General features: G+C 35.7%; 16 protein-coding genes. 3 read left to right on the plus strand and 13 right to left on the minus strand.

The window, feature by feature from the left end:
* The first annotated feature begins 17 nt into the window (after positions 1–17).
* On the plus strand, positions 18–833 hold the full coding sequence (locus A8143_RS05370) for an alpha/beta hydrolase (RefSeq protein WP_070137782.1): 816 nt from the start codon (positions 18–20) through the stop codon (positions 831–833).
* A gap of 49 nt (positions 834–882) precedes the next feature.
* Here A8143_RS05370 and A8143_RS05375 read toward each other — a convergent pair whose 3' ends face one another.
* The 3 genes from A8143_RS05375 to A8143_RS05385 all read right to left on the minus strand — a co-directional run bounded on the left by A8143_RS05375 (position 883) and on the right by A8143_RS05385 (position 2425).
* Positions 883–1392: a YceI family protein gene (locus tag A8143_RS05375; protein WP_070137783.1), complete on the minus strand. Its 510-nt coding sequence runs from the start codon at positions 1390–1392 to the stop codon at positions 883–885.
* A 10-nt stretch (positions 1393–1402) separates the two neighbouring features.
* The gene (locus A8143_RS05380) at positions 1403–1780 is read right to left on the minus strand and encodes a DoxX family protein (protein ID WP_070137784.1); all 378 of its coding nucleotides are present in this window, start codon (positions 1778–1780) and stop codon (positions 1403–1405) included.
* Positions 1781–1852: 72 nt separating this feature from the next.
* Positions 1853–2425: a Crp/Fnr family transcriptional regulator gene (locus A8143_RS05385; RefSeq protein WP_070137785.1), complete on the minus strand. Its 573-nt coding sequence runs from the start codon at positions 2423–2425 to the stop codon at positions 1853–1855.
* A 246-nt stretch (positions 2426–2671) separates the two neighbouring features.
* Here A8143_RS05385 and A8143_RS05390 point away from each other — a divergent pair, with 246 nt between their 5' ends.
* On the plus strand, positions 2672–2989 hold the full coding sequence (locus A8143_RS05390; RefSeq protein ID WP_217494783.1) for a hypothetical protein: 318 nt from the start codon (positions 2672–2674) through the stop codon (positions 2987–2989).
* 49 nt (positions 2990–3038) lie between these two features.
* Complete coding sequence (locus tag A8143_RS05395) at positions 3039–3992, plus strand: leucine-rich repeat domain-containing protein (RefSeq protein WP_175437489.1); 954 nt, start codon at positions 3039–3041, stop codon at positions 3990–3992.
* A 185-nt stretch (positions 3993–4177) separates the two neighbouring features.
* On the opposite strand, the gene A8143_RS05400 is transcribed toward A8143_RS05395, so the two are convergent.
* From A8143_RS05400 to A8143_RS05445, 10 genes are all read right to left on the minus strand, one after another.
* Positions 4178–5137: a formylglycine-generating enzyme family protein gene (locus A8143_RS05400; protein WP_070137788.1), complete on the minus strand. Its 960-nt coding sequence runs from the start codon at positions 5135–5137 to the stop codon at positions 4178–4180.
* Positions 5138–5226: 89 nt separating this feature from the next.
* A complete protein-coding gene (locus A8143_RS05405; RefSeq protein WP_070137789.1) occupies positions 5227–5664 on the minus strand; it encodes a hypothetical protein in 438 nt (145 codons plus the stop codon).
* A gap of 104 nt (positions 5665–5768) precedes the next feature.
* A complete protein-coding gene (locus A8143_RS05410) occupies positions 5769–6515 on the minus strand; it encodes a tyrosine-protein phosphatase (RefSeq protein WP_070137790.1) in 747 nt (248 codons plus the stop codon).
* Between the two features lie 343 nt (positions 6516–6858).
* The gene (locus A8143_RS05415; protein ID WP_070137791.1) at positions 6859–8268 is read right to left on the minus strand and encodes an MBL fold metallo-hydrolase; all 1410 of its coding nucleotides are present in this window, start codon (positions 8266–8268) and stop codon (positions 6859–6861) included.
* Between the two features lie 30 nt (positions 8269–8298).
* A complete protein-coding gene (locus A8143_RS05420) occupies positions 8299–9102 on the minus strand; it encodes a sulfite exporter TauE/SafE family protein (RefSeq protein WP_070137792.1) in 804 nt (267 codons plus the stop codon).
* Between the two features lie 73 nt (positions 9103–9175).
* Entirely contained in the window at positions 9176–9589 is a 414-nt protein-coding gene (locus A8143_RS05425) for a DUF6691 family protein (protein WP_070137793.1), read from the minus strand.
* 2 nt (positions 9590–9591) lie between these two features.
* A complete protein-coding gene (locus tag A8143_RS05430) occupies positions 9592–11001 on the minus strand; it encodes an OprD family outer membrane porin (protein WP_070137794.1) in 1410 nt (469 codons plus the stop codon).
* Complete coding sequence (locus A8143_RS05435) at positions 11002–11559, minus strand: YeeE/YedE family protein (RefSeq protein WP_070137830.1); 558 nt, start codon at positions 11557–11559, stop codon at positions 11002–11004. It lies immediately after the preceding gene.
* Positions 11560–11564: 5 nt separating this feature from the next.
* The gene (locus A8143_RS05440) at positions 11565–12383 is read right to left on the minus strand and encodes a universal stress protein (protein ID WP_070137795.1); all 819 of its coding nucleotides are present in this window, start codon (positions 12381–12383) and stop codon (positions 11565–11567) included.
* A 167-nt stretch (positions 12384–12550) separates the two neighbouring features.
* Positions 12551–13564, minus strand: a complete 1014-nt coding sequence (locus A8143_RS05445) for a cytochrome d ubiquinol oxidase subunit II (protein WP_070137796.1) — start codon at positions 13562–13564, stop codon at positions 12551–12553.
* Between the last annotated feature and the right edge of the window lies 1 nt (position 13565).

Here is a 13565-nt window from a genome sequence, read left to right on the forward strand (position 1 = left end):
TTAATCATAGTGAATTAATGAGATTTTTTAGCATTTTACTGCTTTTAAACAGTTGGTCAATTTTTGGTCAAGTCTCAGTACTTGGTGAGTCAGAATTTACCATTGGTAAACAAGTTAAATTGCATTCTAAGGTTTTGAATGAAGAACGGGTGTTAAACATCTATTTGCCCCCGAGTTATGTGCAAGATTCAACGAAGAATTATCCTGTTATCTATTTGTTAGATGGCTCTGAAGATGAGGATTTCATTCACATTTCTGGTCTTGTTCAATTCGGATCTTTTTCTTGGATAAATATGGTGCCAGAATCCATAGTTGTTGGTATTGGGAATGTTGACCGAAAACGGGATTTTACTTATCCTTCATCCAATCAATTGGATCAAAAAGAGTTCCCAACCGCTGGTCATTCGGCGCAATTTATTCAATTTATAAGAGAAGAACTGCAGCCATTTATTCAAAATAAATATTCAAGTTCTTCAACCAAAACATTAATTGGGCAATCATTGGGCGGTTTATTGGCTACGGAAATTTTGTTAAAATCGCCCGAATTATTCGATAATTACATCATTGTAAGTCCCAGTTTGTGGTGGGATGATGAACGTTTGTTATCAATAGAATTGACCGAATTGAATTCGTTGAAAAAGGTATTTATTGCAGGAGGAAAAGAAGGTGAAATTATGGAGCGTACCGCGAAAGAATTGTTTAAAAAATTGCAGGGTTCAGCCTCCAATCAACTCGATGTTTATTATGAATTTTTGGAAAACAAAAGCCATGGGGACGCATTACATATCGCCGTTTATCACGCCTTTGAAATGTTATTTAAAGCAAAAGAATAACAAAACGGGTAATTCCGATAAATCAAAACTACCCGTACATTTACGTTTGTTAATGGACTGGAATTAGAAAGTTAATTTTAACATCAGTCTTTTCTGGTTTTTTCTTTTCGTATCCGAACTTATAGTTGGCAGCTTGAATGATGGTTTCCGCTGTAAATATGTTATTTTCGAATCGAAATGTGATTTTTTCTTTCCGTTCGGTCTCTTTAATTTTCATGGTGCCATAAACGACAAATAGTCCGCCTTCTTTTTGAATATTAGTTGACTTAAATGTCATTTTTGGGAACTTTTCAACGTCGAAAAAATCTGAACTTTTCAAGTGTTCATCTCTCTTTTTTACACCGGTTTTTAGAGTAGAGACATCGACTGAACCTTCAATGTTTGAATTCATTAAATTGTTGGAATCAAATTTAATTTTCGCTTCAAAACCGCCAATTGAACCTTCCGTTTTTTGCATGTCAGCTAAAAATGTGATTTTAACAGCATCTGTTTTTACAGTATAAGAGTTAGGTACGCTGAAAAGCGAAAATCCGAGAAAAAATGTAAATAAAGTTTTCATAATTTTAAAATTAAAGAATTGGAATTAAATACGTTCTACCGACAATCACGAAAAGTATAAGTGCGAGCAGAAAAAGGTTGGTTAATACTGATTTGAATTCTTTCCGTTTTTGGTGGAGGAAAATCGCACCAATCATGGTTAATCCTAATCCAATTGCCGCAATTATTGCTAGGCTTGGTAGAATGTCGAGCAGCTGAGGCAGTATAAGTCCAATAGCTCCTAATATTTCTAATGCCCCAATGGTTTTAATGAAATTCAGAGGAGTTTGGTCAACCCAATCGCCTACTTTTTCTTTTAATTTAGCTTTTGGCAAGCTCATTTTCATAGAGCCGGCCATTAAAAACATCAAGGTTAAAATACCCTGTGTTATCCATAATATAATATTCATGATTTAACTTTTATTTGTTGGAACAAATTTCGGTTAATTCCAATACAGCTGCATTAATCTAGATTAAGAATTCTAATGCTTTTTAAGCATTTTACTTTTTATTTTACTCAGTGCTTCGGGTGTTACTCCTAAATAAGAGGCAATCATACGCTGTGGCACCCGCTGTACGATATCTGGATATGTTTCAATAAAGTCTTCATATCGAGTTAAGGTGTCTGCGCTCATTAGTAAAATAATTCTTTTCTGAAGTACGCGAATTCTGTTCATTAACTGATTAATTTGATTCGGCACTTGCTTTGTTTCGAATAGGCGATTAAGTTTTATGATATCGTTTTGTTCGATGATTTCGAGTAAACTATCTTCTATACAGTCGACAAAAAGTAGAGCAGGAGCATTTTCTCTCCATTCAAAATCACTCACCATCCAGCCTTCAGATGCAAACATAAAGATATGTTCTTTCCCTTTTTCATCTATAGTATAAGCCCTTACCAATCCTTCTTTTACATAAAACGCCCTTCCTCCTGGTTCTCCTGCCCGCTGTAAAATAGTGCCTTTATTGATCTTGGTTTCTTTAATTTGGATTGAACTTATTTCATGAGGAGAGAGAATGCCATTGGTGATTAATTTTTTTAATATCGATTTCATAGGCAGCCTAAATTTAAAAATTATACGCTGCGGATTTTAAAAAAAAAGGATCTTTTTATCTTGTTATTTTAGGGTTTTATTAATTTTAAATCGATGTACACCGTTCAATCCGAGCATTTCATTTCGCCTAAGAGGGTGTTGTTAATCTTACTTATAATACTCTTTATTTTGTTATGGCTGTTTTATGGAATAGGAGTTTATGGTATACTCTCGTTAATCTCTAGTGTTGTTCTGATTTTTCAGTTTATGACATATAGTAGAACAACATTACGAATTACTGCGCTTTATTTGCAAGTGACTGATTATAGTTTTGTGAGGGGAGAGTATAAGAAATACGCCATTGCATTGGATAAAATAAGTAGTAGCCATTATGAGGTAAACAAATTTGATAGGTGGGAATTGTTGCAGCGGCCCTTTTTAGAACTTTTATTTCCCAGTGGCAACTCTATTTTAATTATACATACTCAAGAAGTGAAAGGAATTAAGATTCCGTTCAATGGAAATGATAACGGATTGAAGCAGTTGCAAGAAAAATTACCTGATCGGTACAAAAACGTTTTTTAAGGGTGAAAAATTGTTTTATTAATTAATGACTATATTTAATTTTAAAGTGATGAAACACATTATTACACTCCTATTTTTATTGCCTTGCTTATTAGTGGCCCAGGTTGAATTTCCTCCATTACCTGAAAATAATGAAGATGATTTAGAGCGTCAATTGGCTAGGAACTATGTTCAGCTGTACCAAATTTCAGCATTTCCTTTTGAAAGGATTTATACAACTAATAAAGACATCGTCCGGTTAATCATTAGTTTGTCTTATGAATTAAAAGAATTACCATTGGATATTCGCCAGTTTCAGTCCTTAAAACGAGTTGTAATTTCTGGTACGGCTATAAAGAATTTTCCATTAGGATTGTGTGAAATAACAAATATGGAAATTTTAGAATATGGAAATAATCATACCACCAAAATACCTTCAGAAATAGGCAATTTAACAAACCTTACCTCATTGTCTTTAACCACTATGCCAATCACGGAAATTCCAAAAGAAATTGGGCGTTTAAAAAAATTAACCGCTTTAAAAATTGCTGATAACCGGGGTAGGTGGAGTATTGCTGACCAGTCATTTAATTTAATGGGTGTTAAAAGATTACCAAAGGAGATTGGAGAGTTGACAGAACTTGAAGAATTACAAGTTTATCGGAATGCTTTAAAAGAAATACCAAAATCAATTAAAAATTTAAAAAAGCTAAAAAGATTGGTTTTATTTGGCAATTATTTGACCGAATTACCTGATGAAGTTTGCGAATTAACGAGTTTAGAATATTTGGAATTAGGAGAAAATGAGTTGCGGGAACTACCGCAGAATATTGGAGATTTAAAAAATTTAAAAAGTATAAGAATTAATAATAATCCCATAAAATCAATTCCCGAAAGCATAACTAATTTACAAAACTTAAAGGCCATTTTTTGCAAGGAAACAGCTATACCGGAAGAAGACCTTATTGCGTTAAAAAGACAAATGCCCAATACGAAAATATATAACGGCAAGTATATTGAGTAGCATTCATAACTTGGATGCTTATAGGTTTGATTTCAAAGGTTTTAAACTAAAGATAAGGTTGTTGTAAAAGCAAATGGCTTAGGGCGCAGGGCACTGTTGGAGCTCACCGTCCGACTGAGACGGACGGAAGCGACTGCCCGAAGACCGCCCCAACCGAATTTATGAGGTTGGTGAAGCCCCAAAAATTAATACTCCACAACTTCCATGACAAAACGAAATCCACGATTTGCTGAAGTTGAATGGGCACTTTTATAGGTTTGACGCACTGAGTTTTTTAAATAAAATGCTGGATCGATATAGCTTCCGCCGTGTGTTATGCCCTCTTCAGCAACCATTTCAGAAACGTTGCCGGCCATATTGTATAAACCAAAGTTGTTTGGCCAGTAGGACTTGGAAGGGCTAGTGTAGTCAGCATGATCATTGGTAAAACCTGCTGTTCCGTCGTTGGCGAATGGTGAGGTGATGTAAACCAGTTTTGGTATAAACTGACCATCTTCTGTCTTATAATAAACAGTGTCTCGGTAAGTATTTTCGCTGCCAATCTTAAGGCAGTTCGCTAAAAAATCGCCAGACGCATTTCTAATATAGGGGCCTGCCCAAGGGTATGTTGCAGTTTCATTCCCTCCATTTGCAGCGTAGATCCACTCACGTTCGGTGGGTAAACGATACTTAACCTTCTTGAAAATGCGGTTGGGGTTATCGTTGTAAAGCTGTGTTAGCCATTCGCAAAATAGATTTGCTTGTTGAAAAGATACCCCAACGACTGGATAATTGTGGTAAGCAGGATGCTTGTGATATAAATTTTCTAGTGGGTTAACGTTTTCATTTTTTCCACGCCAAACCGTGGTGTCTAGGAGGAGTTGGGTATATTTTTCGGGATCTTTTGATTGATGAAAATAAAGAAATTCTTGGTATTCTAAATTGGTCACTTCATGATTGAACATGAAAAATGGGTTGATTGTACTCGTTAGTGAATCATCTTGGGCTAATTGTAGTGTGCCCCCAGGAATCCAGACATATTCGGTGAATTCTTTAAGGAACTTTTTGGTAAGTTTTTCGATGTGCTTTTGATTAGCTACCGCTTGAGAAAGGCCTGTAACACAAATGAAAAAAGCAAAGTAAATAAATATTAAAAATTGTTTCATAGGTTTACCCTTATATGGTAATTGGCAGTTAAGGTTACAAAAAATGCTTCACCATTGGCGAAGCATTTTCAGATTAGTAGAAAAAGGCTTTATTTAAAAAAGCCACCTAATTTATTTTTTAATCCGTCAAGCATGTCTCCATCGGTAAGTAAATCCATAATTCCGTTACCTTCTTTATCGCCATTTGCTTCAGCAACACCTGTAAAACCTCCAAGAACTTTTGACATCACTGCAGTTTTAATTTGGTCGATTATTCCATCGGATATGCCTGTTTTATTTTTGAGGTTAAAGGCTAAATCACCTTCTAGTTTTTGAGCAACTTTATTGGCGTCAGTAGAATTATCATGAGCTGAAAAGAGATTTGAAAGAATGGAGTCGTTGCCACGAGCTTTTTCTTTGTTGGTGCGGTATTTAACGGCGTCAACGGCTTGATTTTTTACTTCTTCTTTATCATTATCTGATAGACCTACTTTATCTAAAATATCGCCAAGGTCTACGTTTTTTATTAAATCATCTAATCCAAACATTATAATTTCATTTTAAGCGTGCGGTTATTCGCAAGACGAATTTAAGGAACGAAAACTGTAAGATTTGTGATTATCGATAAACGAACAATTATTTTCTATGAGTGTTATAGTTCGTAATTTAAGAGGTTGGGTTTATCGATAATTTGTTTGAGATGAGGATTTGTTCGCAAGCTATTCATTAATTCAAGATGTCCCATATGATGGCAATCTGATCCGATGACATCAATTAGATCTCTTTCAATTAGTTGTTCCGCCATTTTTTTAACATGCGGTCCATACTGCCCAGAAAGTGAGTTGATATTTAACTGTAATAAAACGCCTCGATCTTTGTATTCATTCATTTTATCCCAGTCGTTGATGTAAAAAGGATAACGCTCAACATGCGCAAGAATTGGTTTGTAACCTTGGGTAATGAGGTTAAATACGGTGTTTTTTATTCCCGGCTGTTCTTGGCTAAAAGACAATTCGAAAAGGACGTGATTGTCTCCAAACGTGAGTAGATTTCGTTTTTCAATTTCCTCGTCAAAATGAAAGTCGAGGTAATATTCTGCAGCTGCTTCAATAGCTATTGGAAGATTTTCACTTTTGATTGCCTCACGTACCGCTGCTAATCCATTTTTTATGATTTCGGGTGTGTTTTTATAATAATCACTCATGATATGCGGCGTTGTGATTACTTTTTTATAACCAAGATCGATGAATTTTCTGAGCATATTTAGAGTGTCATCCATCGTTTTAGAGCCATCATCGATTCCCGGAATTAAATGGCTGTGCAAATCCGTTTTTAAACTTGAATAGTCGAATTCAGGTACTTTAGGATGTTTGTTGAATAAGCGATTAAATAAACCCATTTTCTGTAGAATAGTTAAGGTGAACAAAATTAAATAAAAACTTGCTAAACATGGGGAATTCGTGTTTCTTTTCAAGGAGGGGGATTGAAGGTGGAGTAAATTGCAAGTTGTGTTGACCGAATGAGGAGGGAAGTGAGTTGGGTGCGTTAGGGATAGGAGCAATTGTTTGAGCTCTCTGTCCGACTGAGACGGACGGATGGACAGAAGCGAGTGTGGATAGCCCGCCCTGTTTCGATGCAATGGAACAGGGAACGCCCAAAAAATTTTTCAATAAAATAGAACGAAAAAGAGGCTGCCCGACAAGACAGCCTCATTTGAAACCAAGTAAAAATAAAAACAACAATTATAAGGTGGAAGGACAAACGTAGTCTGACACCGGAATTGAAGTGTTTTTTATAGCGTTAAATCCGCCTTGTACATCGATTAAATTATGAATACCACGCGATTTTAAAATGGATGCAGCAATCATTGATCGATAGCCTCCAGCACAATGGATATAGTGAAAATCATTACCTTCAAAGTCATCTAGAAAGTTATTGATAGTGTCTAAAGGTGTGTTTGTGGCAGATATGACATGTTCAGACAAATATTCTGAGGGTTTACGAACATCAAATACTTTTTTAGGTTCATTTTGCATCGCCTTTTCAAAAGCTTCAGCGTTGATGGATTTTACTTCATCCAATTCTTTCCCTGCGTTTTTCCAAGCATCGATTCCTCCTTTTAAATACCCAATTATATTGTCAAAGCCTACACGGGACAGCCGAATGATTGTTTCCTCAATTCGATCATCTTCGGCAATCAGTAAAATGGGTTGCTTAACATCGCCAATTAAAGCTCCTACCCATGGTGCAAATCCTCCATCTATACCGATAAATATTGACCGCGGAATGTGTCCCTGAGCAAACTTATCTTGGTGACGAACATCTAATACTACCGCCCCGGTTTCATTGGCTGCACGTTCAAATTCATCTGGACTCATTCCTTTTTGGCCACGTTCAAGCACGATGTCAACATCTTCGTACCCCTCTTTATTCAGCTTTACATTTAATGGAAAGTATTGAGGTGGTGGCGTTAAACCATCTGTGACTTCTTTGATGAATTCCTCTTTGGTCATATCTGAACGTAAGGCATAGTTCGTTTCTTTTTGTTCGCCAATTGTACCAACTGTTTCTTTGCTCATGTTTTTGCCGCAGGCCGATCCTGCTCCATGACCTGGATAAACGATGACATCATCTGGTAATGTCATGATTTTTTCCCTTAAACTATCAAATAAAGTTCCTGCTAATTCCTCCTGTGTCATTGACGCTGCCTTTTGTGCTAAATCAGGTCGACCAACATCTCCGAGAAACAAGGTGTCTCCACTGAATATTGCATGTGGTTTTCCTTCTTCATTAATAAGCAAATAGGTGGTGCTTTCCATAGTATGTCCAGGGGTGTGTAGTACCTTAATTTTGATTTTACCGAGGTGGAATTCCTGATTGTCGATGGCAGAAACACTTTTGAAATTAGTAGTTGCATTTGGTCCATAAACAATATCTGCTCCAGTTTTTTCTGCCAGCGTAACATGACCACTTACAAAGTCGGCATGGAAATGTGTTTCAAAAATGTACTTTATTTTTGCACCGTCAGTTGCGGCTTGATCAATATAGGGTTGTACTTCGCGAAGCGGATCTATAATAGCGGCCTCACCATTACTTTCAATATAATAAGCGCCTTGCGCTAAGCAACCTGTATAAATTTGTTCTATTTTCATTTTAATGCTTTTTTAATCGTTTGTTTTGTGTTAGAGGATGGTTTCTTTTAAGACGATGTATACGCCCATGATTAGGACAAACCAACCAAATCCTTTTTTTAATTTTTTGCCATCAATAAAATTATTGAGGTATATTCCAATAAAGATGCCTCCAATCGATATTCCTGAGAAGATTAATAAGAAGGTCCAATCAATGGATACATTATCAAGATCGCCTAAGAACCCTATTAATGATTTAATTGCGATAATTAGTAATGAGGTGGCTACTGCTTTTTTCATTGGTAATTTTGCTAACAATACCAAAGCTGGAATAATTAGAAAACCTCCTCCTGCGCCTACTATCCCTGTTAAGACACCTACTACAATTCCTTCAATAACGATCATGGGATAGTTATAGTTAACTTTTTCTGGTACTTTTTCATTGTCTTCTTTTCTTCCTTTTATCATCGAATATGAGGCGAGAAGCATGATGATTGCAAAGAATATCATGATGGCAATGTCCTTTGTCAAAGTAAAAGTTTCCGTTGTAAATATTACGTCAGGAATGGCAGGAACAAGAAATTTACGGGTTAAAAAAACAGTGGTTAATGCTGGAATTGCGAATACAATTGCTGTTCTAAAATCCACCATTCCTTTTTGTGCATTTCTCACGGCTCCAACTAAAGCGGATGTTCCTACAACAAATAACGAATAGGCGGTAGCCGTTACTGGATTGATATTTAAAATATATACTAGGATAGGTACAGTGAGTACTGATCCGCCCCCTCCGATTAATCCTAAGACTAAGCCGATGATTAAGGCGCCAAGATATCCTAAAAGTTCGAATAATTCCATTATTTAATTTTCTACAAAGTTGATAAGATAAGTTAATTTATACAGCTACAAATGTTACATAAGTATTTTGATTCTAATGTGGAAGTTTAGCACGGAAATATCCATAAATAAATGTTCCTATTACAGCCGAAATCAACACAATTAAGATGGACCACTCTCCTGTGCCAAGTAAAACGTACATTGGTCCAGGACATGCACCAGTTAAAGCCCATCCAAGTCCAAATATAGTTCCGCCCAGTAAATAACGCGTAATGGATTTTGCTTTTGGTGTAAAACTTATTGGTTCACCATAAATTGTTTTCATTTTTGTGCGCTTGATAATTTGTACAAGTATAATCCCCAGTGTAAGTGCAGATCCTATAATACCGTACATGTGAAAGGATTCAAATCGGAACATTTCGTGGATGCGATACCAAGAGGCAGCTTGTGACTTGTACATGATGATTCCAAATAGAAATCCGATGGTGATGAATTTAATGTATTTCATGTCTAAAATATTATGTTTAAAATAAGGTTGATATGGTGAAAATTTGTCTTGTAAAATTCGTTGGTTAAGTTTGTTTTGGTCGCGTGTTCGGTGAATCTATAGGCATATAAAAAAGAGAGGTATAGTCCACTTAGTTGGTCTTGAAAATTATATTTAGCTATTAGAGTTGACTGAAAGTAGGAGGGAATTTGATATTTGTTCAATTTGGGAGATTTTGAGACTTGTACGCGTTCAATCCTGAAGTCGGTTGATAGTCCTTCAAATTTTTGCTTTGTTGGTTTGATTTGTGCGCGGAGCATGTATATATCAACCCCTCCTAGACCATCCACCCAACTCCTGGGTTGTGAGACGTAAAAATTTTCACGACTTAGCTCGCGAGGGAAGAGAAATTTACCGCTGTTAAATCCGTGTAAATAAGCTGCTGAAAATCGATTTTTATTTTCCTTGGATTTAAAACCAATTTGTGTGGATATGGTGTGACTTTTTTCATCGGGTTGAAAATACCTGTTCTCAATTGCAAGCGTTGATTGATAGGTGTCAGCGAATTGATGAACATATTGGAAGCCAGTGAAAAATCTATCGTTTTCATAATCGGCTTGACTCCAAATTGTGTGGTAAACTTGATGCAAATAATAATGCCACATAGTTAGATTTAAGTTTTTTATAGATTTATTCTCAAAGCCCAATGCTGAAAGGCCTTCTGTTTGTGCATGTTCATGATAATATAGGGTCTCATAATTTTGATGTGCTCCATTGTTCAATATGCCTATCGCTTCATTAAGTTCGTACCACTCTGTCATTCCCCGTGGTGATACAGCATAGATAAATCCACCTTTAATTGATTGATTTTTAATCTCGTTGAATTCGAACCATCCTCCTTTGTATGCAAATGGCTTCATTCTACCGTCTCTTTTTAATAATAATGGGCCTTCATTGATATCAATCTTTCCAAATGTTGCTAAGGAATTTTTATAATGATATTTAATGTATAATTCTTCTAAACGGTCTAAATCTTTACGTTCTTCGGGGCGAGTAATGTCAAAAAGTTCTTTTTCCCATTTGGCTGATTTTCCCGATACCGGGTCAACTTGATTTAAGTCGGAAGAAGCTAGATTATACGTAAATATTCCTTTGACCCCGATTTGAAATCCTCTCCATATTGCGGTGTGATAACCTAAACTACCACCAATAGCGTTTGCCCAATAATCATAAAGTTGACGATGGTTGATGGTTGTCATAAAATAGCTTCGAATATGTCCTTCTGTATGTCCTTTTAAAAATATTTCACGAATGTTTGATGTGTAGTCACTGCTGTCTGATTCTAAGTTATGATGTATTTCATCTTCTTGTGTCCACACGATTTGGTTTGGGAGTATAACAATACCCAAAAGGAGTATGCGTATAAGTTTCATTTAAAATAAGATTGGAAACAGAAGGTGAGTCATTATCAATCCACCAATAAAGAAACCAATAACCGCAATTAAAGAAGGGATTTGTAAATTACTCAATCCACTAATTGCATGTCCTGAAGTACAGCCTCCAGCATATCTTGAACCAAAGCCAATTAATAAACCGCCGATTATTAAAAGTAAAATCCCTTTAACAGAGGTCAAAGCTTCTAGACCATATAATTTAGCGGGTAGATATGCTGCTCCTGGATTCTCAAATTGAGCACTGGTGAGAGCTGCCTTAGTTTGTTCGCTAATGTCAACGCTGTCTGTAGCAGATAAGAAGTTAGCTGCAAAAAAGCCACCTATTATTGCTCCAAGAACTACCATCAAATTCCATGTTTGTTCTTTCCAGTTAAAACGAAAAAAATCCGAAAATTTTCCTCCACCTGAGATACTACACATTGTTCTAAGATTACTGGACATACCAAAGTTTTTTCCGGCGATTAATAAGGAAAACATAATGAGGGTTAATAAAGGTCCGGCCACATACCATGGCCAAGGTTGTTGAATTAAGTCTATCATAGTTAGTAAATTAAAATAGGTGCATAAATGTGATTCACGATATTGTTGATTTCTGATCCGCCAATGAAACTGGAAAAAGCGGATTCATGTGCTCGGGCAATTGTAATTAAGTCAGTTTGGTGCTCTTCTTGTATGCTTTTAATTCCTGCTTCCTTGTCAGAACTTTCAATAATTCTAAATACCGGTTGTAAATCATTTAATTGCGCGTATTTCTTCATCACAGCTAAAATGTCTTCGTGTTTTCTTTTTTCTGTTGGTGTCAAAATTTTTGTTAGGACGAATTCACTGTGATGCGCAGCGGCAATTTCTTTTAACGTTTGGATATCTTCTTTTTCTGCCTGTAAAAATTCGCCGACTAATGCTATGCGTTTTGGGCTGAAATTATCGCGGTTGCATTTAATGGTCAAGAAGGGTTGTTTAACATGGTTTAGGATATCCGATGCAAATGTGGTTGAAAAAACATCTTCCATTAACGTTGTTCTATGCGCTCCGCTAACCACTATATCGATATTATTCTTATCGATATAATTTTTAATAATGTTTCGCCTATTTCCGATCAAAACCACCTTGGCTTTTATGCTGTTGTGCTTGAAGTTTTGTAAATAAACTTTATTTTCTTCAGCTCTTTTATAGTAGTGGTTTAGGTCAAATTCGGTGCAGTTTTTTAAAACTTCGCCATTCATTTGGGTGGGAATTTCTCCTGTTGTTGAGACTATATTTAAAAGATGGATAGCGGTGTTAGTTGTATTAAAAAGGGAAGAAACAAAATTGACAACGGAATGGTCAAGGTTGCCATGTTTCAATAAAACGAGTGCGTTCATGCTGTTGTTTTTTAATTGTGATAATTACAATTGCAAAACTACGGTCAAGAAAAGGCTAATACTGTAACAAAGGTGACAGAGGAATGTAAATATCTGTTTAACCATTTATTACAATAATGATTAAATGCAAATAGGAGCGATTTTAAATGATGTTTTAAAGGAAGAGGTTATTCTTTTTCAATTAAACCAAATGTTTTATAAAGATGGTATAAACCTGGTAGGACAAAAACAGAAGCAATCAATAGCGAAAATCCTAATGAAACAAATACGGTATCAGGCGGTGTATTTTCAAGAATTGAAAGCTCTCCATTTTTAAACAATATTAAATTAGGAAAAGCGAGAGCTGCATAGATGAACACCATTAAAAACAATTGGATGCCTAATATTAATCTTGGAATAATCTTGGATGGACCTGTAAGTGTTTTCCAAAGTGGGAAAAGTAATGCAGTGACAGTGAAAAATACAATTAAAGTGAGTTGATTGTCTAGAAAAAGGTAAATGAATTGACGTCCGTTTAAATAGGCTTCAATAAACAAAAGTACGCCAAATAAAACGGCTAAAATATTGGCGCGTTTTGCTTTACGAATAAAATAGGTTTGGATGTCAATTTTTGTTTCTCCAACTAAGAATAAGGCTGAAATAAGAGCAAAAATAGAAACTATAAAAAATCCGGAAAGTATAGCGAAGGGATTGAGCCATGAGTAAATGTATAAAGTGGCAAAATCACTTGAGGATATCTTATCGGGATGAATCATTTCTCCGCTGAGTACGGCACCAGCAGTTAGTCCTATGAAAAAAGGAGCAAAAACGCTGGAAATTTGAAATATGCGGTCGTATAAAATTTGGCTATTATCCGTAAAAGCATCATAATGACGAAATACAAAAGCAGTTCCTCTTCCAATTATACCAACCAAAATTAGCGTTATTGGAAAATGAAGTTGGGTCACGATGAGGTTGTAGTATTGAGGGAATCCAATCCATAAAATTACAATACATATAATCAGCCAAATATGATTTGCTTCCCATATTGGACCTATAATTCCGTAAGAAGTAGTTTTGGTAATTTCTTTATTTTTAGACTTTGAAAAGAATTCTAAAATCCCTACCCCAAAATCGGCGCCGCCAAACATCACATAAAAAAGAATGGATAAGAATAAAAAAGCGAGAACAATAATTAACATG

Source organism: Crocinitomix algicola, from assembly GCF_001661595.2.
GTDB classification, from domain to species: domain Bacteria; phylum Bacteroidota; class Bacteroidia; order Flavobacteriales_D; family Crocinitomicaceae; genus Crocinitomix; species Crocinitomix algicola.